8 protein-coding genes and 3 tRNA genes are annotated in these 12,815 nt (G+C 65.5%); 3 read left to right on the forward strand and 8 right to left on the reverse strand.

Annotated features, from left to right (window positions below):
- The 4 genes from AC1DW0_RS28730 to AC1DW0_RS28745 form a co-directional block, all read right to left on the reverse strand.
- Positions 1-252 (reverse strand): GTP-binding protein (locus AC1DW0_RS28730; RefSeq protein ID WP_477949443.1); only part of this gene is annotated, 252 nt, incomplete at its 3' end.
- Positions 253-304: 52 nt separating this feature from the next.
- Positions 305-379: transfer RNA gene (locus tag AC1DW0_RS28735), tRNA-Thr, on the reverse strand.
- A gap of 74 nt (positions 380-453) precedes the next feature.
- A tRNA-Gly gene (locus AC1DW0_RS28740) sits at positions 454-527 on the reverse strand.
- Positions 528-565: 38 nt separating this feature from the next.
- Positions 566-650: transfer RNA gene (locus tag AC1DW0_RS28745), tRNA-Tyr, on the reverse strand.
- A gap of 565 nt (positions 651-1,215) precedes the next feature.
- Here AC1DW0_RS28745 and AC1DW0_RS28750 point away from each other — a divergent pair.
- Together AC1DW0_RS28750 and AC1DW0_RS28755 are read left to right on the forward strand one after the other, a co-directional pair.
- Positions 1,216-4,011, forward strand: a complete 2,796-nt coding sequence (locus AC1DW0_RS28750; protein ID WP_457353843.1) for a TonB-dependent receptor — start codon at positions 1,216-1,218, stop codon at positions 4,009-4,011.
- 106 nt (positions 4,012-4,117) lie between these two features.
- The gene (locus AC1DW0_RS28755) at positions 4,118-5,728 is read left to right on the forward strand and encodes a tryptophan halogenase family protein (protein WP_457353845.1); all 1,611 of its coding nucleotides are present in this window, start codon (positions 4,118-4,120) and stop codon (positions 5,726-5,728) included.
- 148 nt (positions 5,729-5,876) lie between these two features.
- Here AC1DW0_RS28755 and AC1DW0_RS28760 read toward each other — a convergent pair whose 3' ends face one another.
- Together AC1DW0_RS28760 and AC1DW0_RS28765 are read right to left on the reverse strand one after the other, a co-directional pair.
- Positions 5,877-6,893, reverse strand: a complete 1,017-nt coding sequence (locus tag AC1DW0_RS28760; protein ID WP_457353847.1) for a cupin-like domain-containing protein — start codon at positions 6,891-6,893, stop codon at positions 5,877-5,879.
- A gap of 20 nt (positions 6,894-6,913) precedes the next feature.
- On the reverse strand, positions 6,914-7,864 hold the full coding sequence (locus tag AC1DW0_RS28765; protein WP_477949446.1) for a cupin-like domain-containing protein: 951 nt from the start codon (positions 7,862-7,864) through the stop codon (positions 6,914-6,916).
- Positions 7,865-8,298: 434 nt separating this feature from the next.
- On the opposite strand from AC1DW0_RS28765, the gene AC1DW0_RS28770 reads away from it, so the two are divergent.
- Entirely contained in the window at positions 8,299-10,947 is a 2,649-nt protein-coding gene (locus AC1DW0_RS28770) for a TonB-dependent receptor (RefSeq protein WP_477949448.1), read from the forward strand.
- A 72-nt stretch (positions 10,948-11,019) separates the two neighbouring features.
- On the opposite strand, the gene AC1DW0_RS28775 is transcribed toward AC1DW0_RS28770, so the two are convergent.
- On the reverse strand, positions 11,020-11,727 hold the full coding sequence (locus AC1DW0_RS28775; protein ID WP_477949450.1) for a DUF6445 family protein: 708 nt from the start codon (positions 11,725-11,727) through the stop codon (positions 11,020-11,022).
- 17 nt (positions 11,728-11,744) lie between these two features.
- Positions 11,745-12,812 (reverse strand): acyltransferase family protein, encoded by a 1,068-nt coding sequence (locus AC1DW0_RS28780; RefSeq protein ID WP_477949452.1) that lies wholly within the window; start codon positions 12,810-12,812, stop codon positions 11,745-11,747.
- Positions 12,813-12,815: the final 3 nt, after the last annotated feature.

The following is a 12,815-nucleotide window of genomic DNA, read 5'->3' on the forward strand; positions in this document are numbered from 1 at the left end:
GGGGCAGTCGTCAACGTGCGCGTAGTGGCGGTTGGCCGTCTCGTACTCGACGTGGGCGGTGTTGATCGTGATGCCGCGGGCCTTTTCTTCAGGCGCTGCGTCGATCTGGTCGTAGGCCTTGGCCTCGCCGCCGAACTTCTTGGACAGCACGGTCGCGATTGCCGCGGTCAGCGTGGTCTTGCCGTGGTCAACGTGACCAATCGTGCCCACGTTCACGTGCGGCTTGGTCCGTTCAAACTTGCCTTTTGCCATCTTGCGCTCCTGAGGCGAACCCGTTGAAACGAGTAGAAAAAGAGAAAATCTGTGGTGCCCTTGACGCGGATCGAACGCGTGACCTCTCCCTTACCAAGGGAGTGCTCTACCACTGAGCCACAAGGGCATCGGCACGGGTTTGACGCCAGATGAACTGGCCGGCAAACCGGTGTCGACGCTGACCAACCAAACCGCCCGGATTGGAGCGGGAAACGGGAATCGAACCCGTGTCATTAGCTTGGAAGGCTAAGGTTCTACCATTGAACTACTCCCGCTCTGGGAGCCCTGCCGCAACCGCCAGCAACGGCAGTTTTGGTGGAGGAGGCTGGATTCGAACCAGCGTACGCTATGCGGGCAGATTTACAGTCTGCTGCCTTTAACCACTCGGCCACCCCTCCTGAGGCAAGCCCGCAACTATAGCACAGGGCAAATGGGGCGCAACAGCCGCCTCACGAAGAAGCCAGAGACAAAGAGCGCGAAAACGTGGCCCGGGACGATTCCCCTGGCGCCCCGCTCATCTCGCCTTCCCTGGCGACGCCCAGCCTCGCCACGGCACCCAGGCGTCGCCTCGCCTCGGACCAATACAAAACCAGATCAAGGCCACCCAGCTACCAGCTGGCGAGCACTGCCGGGCGCCTTCTTACGACTTGCACAAGGGTCGCGTCGCCCAAGCGCAACAGTTTTATACGCGCAAAGATACCAATTAAGCACCAATTTGATCCGCTAGATTGGTCGCCCCAGAGAGGGCGCCACCCAATGAGCAGACACTTTGCCGCCACCACTCGGGAAACCCCCCAGTAAAAATTGGTAGCAAAGTGGCGTTATCAATCGTTACAGTGGCATGGCACTGGTTGGATGCGCTTTTGAGGGCAAACAAGGCATCAACCGGACCGAAGGTGGTATGCAACGCACCCGAAGCAGTCACCGCCGCCCCAATTCATTGGCCACAACGAGGAACAGCATATGAAGGTCAAGCAGACTCCCATCTCGCAGGCGGTACTCATCGCTTTGCTTGGCGCCAGCGGCGCCGCCATGGCGCAGCAAGCCCCGGCTCCCCAGCAACTGGACACGGTCACCATCACCGGTATCCGTGCGTCGCAGGAAAAGTCGCTGAGCGTCAAACGCAATGCCGACGCCCACATCGACGTCATCTCGGCCGAAGACATCGGCAAGATGCCGGACAAGAACGTTGCCGACTCGCTGGCCCGCGTGCCTGGGGTCACCATCCTGAACAGCCCGGCCGGCGGCTCCGGCGGCTTCGACGAACGTGACCGCGTCGGCCTGCGCGGCACCAACCCCAGCCTGACGCAGACCCTGCTGGACGGCCACGGCATCGCCAACGGTGACTGGTTCGTGCTGGACCAGACCGGCGCCGGCGTCGGCCGCAGCGTGAGCTACTCGCTGCTGCCTTCCGAACTCGTGAGCCGTGTCGAAGTGCGCAAGAGCGCCGAAGCCTCGCTGGTGGAAGGCGGCACGGCCGGTTCGGTGAACATCATCACCCGCAAGCCGTTGGAGTTCTCCAAAGCGCTGACCTTTGAAGCGGGCCTGGGTGCGGTTTACGCCAGCCTGCCCAAGAAGACGGACCCGCAGCTCAGCGTGCTGGCCAACTTCAAGAACGAGTCCAAGACCTTCGGCGTCCTGGTGCAAGCCTTCTCGGAAAAGCGCAGCCTGCGTCGCGATGGCGTGGAGACGCTGGGCTTCATCAACAAGCTGGACAGCACCAATGCGCCCGCCCTCGTCGCCGCGCACCCTGAGCTGAACGGCGTCTACACCCCCGACCTGATCGGCGCCGCCTACTTCACGCAGGAGCGCGAGCGCAAGGGCGGCCTGATCCGCGCCGAATTCAAGCCCACGCAGGACGTGGACCTGACGCTGACGGGCTTCTCGTCCAAGATGGACGCGGACAACTACAACCGCAATTACCTGATCGCGCCGCGCGCCGGCCTGATCAACAGCGCCACGATCTCGAACTACAAGATCGCGACCGACAGCAAGGGCGTGAAGACGCTGACGCAGGCCACCTTCGACTGGGCCAGTTCGTCGACCGCCGGCTACTACGACATGATCTCGCGCAAGGCTTCTGCCGAGAGCAACTTCCTGAGCCTGGATGGCAGCTTCAAAGTCAACAGCGCACTGACGCTGACCGCCAATGCCGGCACGTCCAAGGGCAAGGGCCAGACCGTCAGCCAAGATGTGGTCGAGCCGCACATCGCCGCCACGCGGGCCAGCTATGCCTTGCAAGGCAACGACACCGCGCCCGCCTTCAGCTTCACCAACCCCACGGTGGGCTTTGACTGGATCTTCGGCGCCGAACACGTCATCGTTCACGACAAGGAAAGCTGGGCCCAGGTCGACGGCGAGTACTCGCTCGACTCCGGCGTGCTGAAGAGCCTGAAGTTCGGCGTGCGCAGTGCCCAGCACAAGCGCCACACCGATGCGACGCTGAACCAGGGCCCGGGCTGTGCTACCGGCACGCCGTACCGCGTCGGCCCTTGGGACTGGAGCAAGCCCAGCGCCTGCGCCGATGCAAGCGGCAACGATGCGCCCCAGCTCTCGCCCTACACCCTGCCGGCCTTCAGCCAGTCCTTCCCGGGCAACTACGGCAGCGGCTTGGGCAGCGGCTTCCCGACCAACCTGACCTATATCTCGGCCGCGGCCCTGGCTGAGTACAACAGCCGCGTCACCAACCGCGATCCCATCGCGCGCCGCTCGCCCATGGACGGCGGCGAATACAGCGTGAAGGAAACCACCACCGCCGCCTACCTGCAGGGCAACCTGGAAGGCGACGGCTGGAGCGGCAACGTCGGTCTGCGCGCCGTTCGTACCAAGCAGTCCTCGGGTTCGTTCCGCCCCAGCTTCCCGGGCGAGAAGGCTGATGTGTCGTCGGCATTCGGTGACTTCACGGCCACCTCCGCAGACCGCAGCTACACCGACCTGCTGCCCAGCGCCAGCGTGCGTGTGGACATCCGCCGCGACGTCGTAGGCCGCCTGGCCGTGAGCCGCACGGTGACCCGCGCCGACTACACGGCGTTGTCCGCCTTCACGTCGCTGAGCACGACGGGCATGTTCCTGGACAACAACGCCATCGGTGGCGGCACGGCCGGCAACCCCGACCTGAAGCCGATCCGCTCCACCAACTTCGATGCCAACATCGAGTGGTACTTCGCGCCGCGCGCCTTCGTGTCGATGGGTGCCTTCCACATGCAGATGGGCAGCTACATCACGAACGGCACGTTCACCAGCACCTACCCGGTGCTGCTGGGCAACACCAACCAGCAGGGTGGCGTGCAGCAACTGGTGAACCGTCAGTTCGTCATCACCGGCCTGACCAACAAGAAGGCTTCCGTCACCGGTCTGGAGTTCGCGTTCGAGACGCCCATCGCCAACAACTTCGGCGTGACGGCGAACTACACCTTCGCGGACGGTCACGACCAGGACGGCCATGTGCTGCGCGGCGATGTGAAGAACTCGTTCACCCTGGGCGGCTTCTTCGAGAACGACCACTTCTCGGCTCGCGTGAACTACAGCTACACCGATGACATCTTCATCGGCACCGACCGTGGCACGGACTACTTCCAGAAGGGCAACGGCGTGCTGTCGGCGTCTCTGGGCTACAAGATCAACGACAACTTCGCCGTCAGCCTGGATGCGCAGAACCTGAACGACCCGAAGCTGAAGTACTACGCCTCGGAAGTGCAGCCGCGCGCCATCTACAAGAACGGCCGCCAGTTCTACTTGACCGCCCGAATCAAGTTCTGATGTCGAACGGCACTGCTGGAACCCTCGGGGTCCGGCAGGCGCCGCAGGTGAACACAATCAAAGGGGAGCGTGCCACACACGCTCCCCTTTTTCGATGCGAACTCCCATGAGTGACACCGCCACCCTCATCGACCAGTACATCGCCGCCCGCCCGCTGGGCGGCAGCACCGATGCGCCGCCGCCGGTCAAGCACATCTGCATCGTCGGCGGCGGCTCGGCGGGCTGGATGACGGCGCTGATGCTGGCCACCACGGCCTATGGCCCGCGGCTGAAGATCACCGTGCTGGAGAGCCCCCAGGTCGGCATCATCGGCGTGGGCGAGGGCTCGACGCCCTGGCTGCGCCGGTTCTTCGAGATCCTGGGCATCGAGGAGTCGGAGTGGATGCCGGCCTGCAACGCCACCTACAAGAGCGGCATCACCTTCGATGGCTGGTCGACCAAGCCCGGCTTCGAGCGCTACTTCCATCCCTTCGTGTCGATGCTGGACAACATGACCATGCATCCCTTCGTCGACAACGTGCACGCGCGGCTCGATGGCGCTGATGTGTACGCCCACCCGGACCGCTTCTTCGCGTCCGCGGCGCTGGCGCGCCAGGCCCGCGGCCCGCGCGCGCTGCCCAATTTCCCCTTCGACGTCTGGTACGGCTATCACTTCGACGCCACGCTGCTCGGTCAATTCCTCGGCCTCAAGGCGGCGGAGCGCGGTGTGACGCACCTACGGCGCCACGTCACTCAGGTGCTGCTCAACGAGCGCGGTGACATCGACCGGCTGCAGCTCGATGACGGCGAGACGCTGGCCGCCGACTTCTTCGTGGACTGCAGCGGCTTTGCATCGCTGATGATTGGCAAGGCCCTGCAGACACCCTTCATCGGCTTCGGGGAGAACCTCTTCAACGACGCGGCCGTGGCGATGCCGACGCCGCTTGAAGGCCCCATCGAGTCGCAGACCGTATCCACGGCGCTGCGCCACGGCTGGGCGTGGAAGATCCCGCTCACTCAGCGCCAGGGCAATGGCTATGTCTACAGCAGCGCCCACTGCTCGGCAGACGAAGCCGAGACCGAGCTGCGCCAGCACCTGGGCCTGTTGGATGCCGACATCCCCGCCCGCCACCTCAAGATGCGCGTGGGCCGCATGTCCAAGGTCTGGAATCGCAACTGCGTGGCCATCGGCCTGTCGCAGGGCTTCATCGAGCCGCTGGAAGCCACGGCCCTGCTGTTCGTGCAGGTCACGGCGTCCATGCTGGTGGAAGTGCTGGAGAAGGGCGACCTCGGCGCCGCCTCGCAGGACGCGTTCAACGCCGCCATGCACAAGCGCTTCGAGAACACGCGCGACTACATCGTCGCGCACTACAAGACCAACTCGCGCACCGACACCGACTACTGGCGCGAGAACGCCGAGAACATGCACCTGTCGGACTCGCTGCAAGGCGTGCTGATGACGTGGATGTCGCGCAAGCCCCTGGTCGCCGCCCTCAAGACGGGCCGCTTCGGCGGCGGCTACCCGGCCGTGTCCTGGTACGCGCTGCTGGCCGGCATGGGCATCTTTCCGGATGTGCAGGACCTGCAGCCGCCGACAGAGCACCAGGCGCGCCACCGGCTGGAGGCGGTGGACGACTTCATCCAGCGCAGCGCGACGAACTTTCCTGACCACCGCGAGCTGCTGGCCAACATCCCGCCGGGTGTCGGCGACAAGGCCCTGCAGATCTACACCTGGTAGCAAGGGAGGCGCTGAACAGCCCCTCGCGCACGGCGCATCCCTGCTTTGGGCGGCCTGCGGCGTTGCAAATGCTCGCCATAGTCAAGCTATGGCTGCGCTTTGCGCCTTGCAGCCCATCCCAAACCAGGGCGCGCCGCATCGCGGAGGCCTATTCAGCGCCTCCCCGCAACCGGTCGAGGATGTCCTTGCGCACGACGGCATCGGCCGCCGCGTCGATGTCGCCGAACAGATGGCGCTGGCCTGCGGGGATATGCGCCAGCCCCTCGCCCCGCGCGCCGAACACATAGTGCGCGAACAAGGCGCGCCAGCCTTCACGTTCACCGTCGGGCAGATGCCGCAGCGCCAGCATGGCCAGCCGCATAGCCGCCAGGTGCAGGTCATCCGGGCGCTGCGGCGCGGCCAGCGGCCGCCACCAATAGTTCATCAGGATGTTCAGGTGCGGCGCCAGCGACTCGACCTGATGGAACCACAGCGGCGGCATATAGATCGCGTCACCTGGCTCCAACTCGGCCACCACGGCGCTCTCCAGCGCCTCGGCCAGCAGAGGGAACTGCGTCGGATCGGCGCGGTGCAGATCAGGCACGACTGACATCGGCGCCGGCGTGGGCGCGTAGTCCGGCGGGCCCAGGTAGAGCAGCGGTGCGCATTGCGGCGGCAGCAGCGTGAAACGGCGGCGGCCGGCAGCCACGCAGGCAATGTTGTGGGAATCGTCAAAGTGGGCCGGCACCGTCGCACGGTTGCCGATCCAGATGCGCGGTGGCACGGCGGCGTCCAGCAGCGGCAAAACATTGGCCAACTCCAGGCCCGGCAAGGCCTCCGACACCAATGCGCTTTGCGCCGCCAGGCTCGGCGGGTCGGGGAAGTGGCTGTAGCGCCAGAGCTGCTCGAACAAGGCGGCATAGGGCCGCTTGTCGCGCATGAAGTTGAAGCCGTCCAGGTCGGGCTTGTAGCTGAAGGCCCGCGTGGGTTCGGGCTTGGCCAGCACGGCGTCCACGGGCTTGCCGCCGTCGAAGCTCATCAGGTATTGCAGGCAGGGCTCCAGGCCTGCACGCCCTTGCGCCACCAACGGCCAGTGCCGCACCGCGCCGCGCATCACCACCGGCTCGTAGGCGGGCAGCACGTCGCGCTCGAAGCGCTCCCGCGTGATGTCGTCAACTTCCTTCATGGGCCGCATGGAATCCGTCCTCAGCGTCGCCGCGCCAGCACGCCATGCCAGGCCTCGGGGATGTGTCCCGCCGGCTCCTGCTCGCGCTGCACTACATAGTGCTCGAACATGGCCGCCCAGGCGTCGCGTTGCGCTGCGGGCAGCGCGTTCAGCACCTGGATGGCCTGCAGCAGCGCGTGCGCTGGCGCAGGCAAGTCCTTGGCACCGGCCACGGGCCACCAGTAGTTGATCAACAGGTTGACCTTCTCCAACGCCTCGACCTGGTGATACCAGAGCGGCGGGATGTAGAGCGCATCGCCCGGCTCCAGCTCGGCAACCTGTGCAGACGCCAGCGCCTTGCGATAGCGTGGGTAGCGCTCGAAATCCGGCGACTTTGGATGCACGACCGAGATGGGCGCCCCCGACGGCGTGTGCTCGAGCGGCCCGATATAGAGATTGCCCACCTGCTGCGGCGCGAACAGCGTGAAGCGCCGGCGCCCGGCCACCACGCAGGCGAGGTTGTAGGGGTGGTCGTGATGCACCGGCACCGTCAGCGCATTGCCCAGCCAGAAGTTGGGCACCACGCCAGGCAGCGCCCGCAGGATGTTCTCGTCGAGGAAGGCCGGGATGACGTCGCTCACCTTGGCGCATTGCGCAGCAATGGAGGGTGCACCGTCGACCGGCAGATAGGCCGCCAGGTTCGCCATGAACTCGGGCAGCGTCATGCGCGCCTTGACGAAGGCGAAGTCGGTCAGGCCGTCGTTGTAGCCCATGACGCCACGCGCCGCAGCGCGCGTCTTGGTGGCCATGACCTCGACGCCCCGGTCAAAGCGGCGCAGGTAGTCGCAGATGCTCAAAGCCGTCTCGCGCCCGGCCTGCACGGCGGGCCAGCCTGCCAGCAGGCCCTTCAGCAGCACGGGTTCGGCCCGCTGCTCCAGGCGCTCCTTGAGCTGCGGCTCGTCGGCCGCCGACCAGCTTTCAACCGGGTTCATGTCTGCCACATCGGGTCTCGGGGCAATCGCTCCTGGGCCGCCATTGTCCCGGCTTGCCGCACGCGGGGCGCCTCCGGCAAACCCTGTACCAGATCAAGGCCACTTGCCATGAAACCGCCTAGCTGCCAGCGCGTCGTCGCCACCGTACAACAGGATCGTCGGCCGAGTTCCGGCACCAGTCAGATACCAATTGACCATGCGAGGTGAGCCTCCTACAGGGCAATCTGACCCTGCTTCATAGGCACGACCAAGCCACCCGGGAAACTACCCAGACTAGATTGGTAGCAAAGTGGCGTTATCAAAATCTATAGTGGCATTGCACTGGTTGTACGCAAATCCGAACCAGACAAGAGCGGCAACCGGACTCAAGGTGGTACGCATAGGCCAACGGCGGCCACCCCACCCGAATCATTGGCCACAACAAGGATTAGTTCATGAAGGTCAAACCGACCCCCATCGCGGCCGCTGCGGCCTTGACATTGCTGAGCATGGCTGCGCAGGCACAAGAGGCGGTGGCGCCCGCACCGGCGAACACGCCGGCCCAGCTCGAGCAGGTGGTCGTCACAGGCATCCGGGCCTCGCTGCAATCCGCCGCCACGATCAAGAAGAACGCCAGCGCCGTCGTCGATGCCGTCTCCGCCGAGGACGTGGGCAAGCTGCCCGACTCGGACGTCGGCCAGGCCCTGGGCCGCATCCCCGGCGTGTCCGTGGGCCGTGCCTTCGGCCAGGGTGCCACGGTGTCCATCCGCGGCTCCGACCCGCAGATGACCTACACGACGCTGAACGGCCAGACCGTCGCGTCCACGGGCTGGTATGACCAGCTCGACATCGACCGCTCCTTCAACTACTCCCTGCTGCCCTCCGAGCTGATCGGCGGCATGGAGGTCTACAAGTCCTCCCAGGCCGACCTGACCGAAGGCGGCATTGGCGGCACCGTCATCGTCAAGACCCGCAAGCCCCTGGACATGGCCGCCAACAGCGGCTTCGTCAGCGTCAAGTACGGCAAGGGCACCATCAGCGACGCCGAGAAGGAAGTCTCGGGCCTATACAGCTGGAAGAACGAGGCCAAGACCTTTGGCGTGCTGGCAGCCGCGGCCCATGCCGACGGCTCCTATATCCGCCGTGGCGTGGAGGCCGACAACCGCTGGTCGGGCGACGTGGCGCCCACCGCCTTCATCCAGGACCGCAAGCGCGACGCCATCAACCTGACGCTGCAAGCCCGCCCGGCGCAAGGCCTGGACCTCGGCTTGAACCTGCTCAAGCTCAAGCTCGTGGGCGACAGCTCCAACAGCAGCGACTACATCTTCCAGGACCCGAACTGCGACAAGCGCAACACGGACGTGAAGTCGGCCTGGAACCCCACCGGCATGTGCGTGCACAGCACGACCACCGCCGCCAAACCGCTGCCCGACCAGTTCTTCCAGGTCTGGGCGCGCGCCGCCCAGATGACGTCCGACAGCATCACCTTCGACGGCCACTACAAGCTCGACGGCGCCAAGTTCGACCTCGTCGCCGGCACGACCAAGGCCAAGGGCGGCACGTCGCTGACGGCCAACTTCCAGGCCGGCAACTGGGATGCGGGTTTCGCGCGCCCGAACTGGCAAGGCACCATCGACGCAACAGGCCACCAGATCGTCATCAGCCCGACGTCCAGCCAGTCCTTCACAGCGGCTCAGCTGCCCTCGCAGCTGGGCCCGCAGACCTGGGCCACGTCGCAGGGACCGAACAAGGACCAGGAGAAGTACGCCCAGTTCGACGCCACGTTCGACCTGAACTGGGGCGCCATCAACACCTTCAAGACCGGCGTGCGCTTTGCTGACCACACCTTCGAGAAGCGCGCCTACCGCCCGGTCTGGGCCGCCACCATCGCCACCAGCCCCACGGCGAGCCTGTTCGACGGCACGGTCGACGTGGCCAGCTGGAGCATCCCGCGCCCCAACATCGGCGCCATGGTGGCCGGCACGTTGAAGAACATCAACGGCTGGAACGAAGACCGCTCCGCCTACAGCGAGTTGAGCGAAAAGAACCAGGCCCTGTACGGCATGTTCGACTTCGAGGCTGGCAACCTGCGCGGCAACTTCGGCCTGCGCTACATCTCCACGGACGTGAAGAGCACCGGCTACAAGTTCGACGGCACGCCGCTGGCCGCGGGCGACTACGAGGGCAACGAGAACTGGGGCCGCGGCTTCGACGTCAAGAAGTCCAAGTACAACGACGTGCTGCCCAGCGTCAACCTGGCCTTCGACCTGCGCAAGGACCTGGTGCTGCGCGCCGCAGCGTCGCAGGCCATCACGCGCCCGAACTTCGCCAACATGTTCGGCATCCAGGTGTCCGGCTACAACGACGACCGCATCGGCAACGAGACCTGGACGGTCGGCAGCGTCGAGCTCAAGCCCATGAAGTCCAGCCAGATCGACCTGAGCCTGGAGTACTACTACGGCAAGGGCAATGTGCTGTCGGCGACCTTCTTCAACAAGGACATCTCGAACTTCATCACGGCCAATGTGCTGCTGAACCAGAAGATCGGCTTGGTCGACCCGTTCAGCAAGGTCGACAACTGGACGGTGCAGAACTTCGTCAACGCCGGCGGCGGCCGCCTGCGTGGCATCGAGCTGCAGGCCAACCATGCCTTCGAGAACGGCTTCGGCATCGTGTCGAACTACACCTTCACCGAAGGCACGGCGCCCAAGGAGAGCTTCGCCGACCAGCTCGGCCTGTTCACCCAGTCGTCCAAGCACAACGTGAACCTGGTGGGCTACTACGAGACGCCCGACTACTTCGGCCGCCTGGCCTACAACTGGCGCTCCAAGTACATCATTCGCGAGAACGCCTACTGGTACGGCAACCGCATGCACGCCAACTTCGGCACGCTGGATGCGAGCTTCGGCTGGAACATCAACAAGTGGCTCAAGCTGAGCTTCGACGCGGTGAACCTGACCAAGCAGGACGACGTCCAGTACGGCGCCATGTCCACCAGCCTGCCGGCCGACGGCCTGCACAAGGACCCGCTGAAGGCCGGCTACCCAGCCTGGTCCTTCAAGGGCGAGACGACCTACAAGATCGGCCTGACGGCGAAGTTCTGATCGACGCCCCCGGCCATGCAAAAGCCCGGCGAATGCCGGGCTTTCCTTGTTGCGTGAAGCGCAGACCGCAGCCTAGAAGTCGTAGAAGGAATTCGCCGTCAGCCGCCCCGTGCGCGGATCGCTGCTCAGGCTGAGCTGCGGGTTCACGACGGCCGAGTGAAGCAGGCTGCCGCGGTAGATGACGAGGCGGTTGAAGCGGGCAGGCATCATGCCCAGGAACTCGAAGTGCTCGTCGGAGTCGTCGAAGTAGCGCTGCGCGGGCGGGCGGGCGTTGAGCTCGGCGTAGTAGGTGTCGAGGAAGGCCTCGCGGTTGTCCGCCGTGACCTGCTGCAGGCCGGTGGCCTTGTGGCGGTAGAAGGCGGTGCCGCCGTGCGCGCCGTCGCAGAGGTAGAGCAGCACGGCCATATGGTGGGGCGTGCTGGCGTCGAAGTGGGGTGTGCGCTGCAACGGGCCGAGTTCGTCGGGCTGCATCGTCGTCAGCGAGAAAGCGCATTCGCTCTTGCGCAGATCGAGCGCTTCGGGCACGCCGAAGTTGAGGCGGATCAGCGGCTCCATCAGCGCAGTGAGGTTGGCCGAGTAGTCGGCCGGCACCGGCGCGCGAATGCCCGGGTAGCCCTTGCGATCGGCCACACCGGGATAAGGCGCGAAGCTGACCTGGCTGGCCGCCTCGACCACCGCCAGTGGGTTCTCAAGGAAGTTGTCGATGAAGACGACTTGATGCTCGCCGATCTGCACGGACTGGATGTCCGGCGGCATGCGGATGGCGAAGGCGTCGCTCATGCTCGCGTGTCCGGTTTTCAAACCTTCCAGTACCAGCCGCGCTTGTCCAGGGCCCACACGATCACGGCCCAAACCGCGACGAAAGCGAGCGCGAACGACAGCGACTGGCCATAAGGCCCGATCAGCGGATTCAACGGCCCGAACACGGTGCGGTACAGCGGCTCCATCCAGCCGGTGGCCGCCAACAACACGGTGCACATCCAGGCCCCGGCATAGGCGCCGATAGCGTTCAGCCCAAAGGCGCGACCCAAGGGGCGATGGCCGAGACGATCGATCCACTGATGCGCCGCGGCCAGCGCCACAGCCGCCAGGCCGCCGGTCCACAGCACGAAGGACGGCGTCCACAGCTGCTTGTTCCAGGGCAGCCAGCCCGACCACCACCAACCCACGAGCGCCGCCGCAACACCCGTCAACAGCAGGCCTCGTGTCTGATCGCGGCGCAGCAGGCCGCCGCAAAGCAGGCCGAAGATCGTCGTCGCCAGCGCGCCCAGCGTGGACAGAAGGCCTTCGGGGTCGAAGGCGATGCCGGTCGCCGCATCCCACTCGTAAGCCCACCGGCCCAGCACCAAGGTGTCGATCCGCTGGTTCAGGCTGCCGAGCTTGTCCAGCGTCGGGCTGCCGAACAGCAGCAGCGCGCCGTAGCCGATCAGCAAGGCCAGCAGCAAGGTCCACTGCCCGCGTACACGCAGGTGGAGGGCCGCCACGCCCGCGAACGCAAAGCAAAGGCCTATGCGTTGCAGCACACCCAGCACACGGAACTCGGTCTTGTGCATCAACCACCAGGCCAGCAGATGCAACACCAGGCCCAGGCCGACGATGCGCAGGCCGCGCTGGATGACGGCGGCTCGCAGTGGCCCCGGCGCGGCGCCGGCATCCACGCGTGGCCCGAGCGCCAGCGCCGCCGAGACGCCCACGATGAACAGGAAGAACGGGAAGATCAGGTCGGTCGGCGTGCAGCCATGCCAGGCCGCATGCTCCAGCGGCCAGTAGACCGCGCCCCAGTCGCCCGGGTTGTTGACCAGCAGCATGGCCGCCACGGCCAGGCCGCGCAGTGCGTCCACCGACGCGATGCGTCGTGAGGACATCGC

This window comes from Roseateles sp. P4_D2 (genome assembly GCF_056401875.1).

Excerpts from the sequence above, each read along its gene's own strand:
- AC1DW0_RS28765 (WP_477949446.1), bottom strand. The coding sequence starts at position 7,864 with ATGAACCCGGTTGAAAGCTGGTCGGCGGCCGACGAGCCGCAGCTCAAG.
- AC1DW0_RS28750 (WP_457353843.1), top strand. The coding sequence starts at position 1,216 with ATGAAGGTCAAGCAGACTCCCATCTCGCAGGCGGTACTCATCGCTTTG.
- AC1DW0_RS28780 (WP_477949452.1), bottom strand. The coding sequence starts at position 12,812 with ATGTCCTCACGACGCATCGCGTCGGTGGACGCACTGCGCGGCCTGGCC.
- AC1DW0_RS28770 (WP_477949448.1), top strand. The coding sequence starts at position 8,299 with ATGAAGGTCAAACCGACCCCCATCGCGGCCGCTGCGGCCTTGACATTG.
- AC1DW0_RS28760 (WP_457353847.1), bottom strand. The coding sequence starts at position 6,893 with ATGAAGGAAGTTGACGACATCACGCGGGAGCGCTTCGAGCGCGACGTG.
- AC1DW0_RS28775 (WP_477949450.1), bottom strand. The coding sequence starts at position 11,727 with ATGAGCGACGCCTTCGCCATCCGCATGCCGCCGGACATCCAGTCCGTG.
- AC1DW0_RS28755 (WP_457353845.1), top strand. The coding sequence starts at position 4,118 with ATGAGTGACACCGCCACCCTCATCGACCAGTACATCGCCGCCCGCCCG.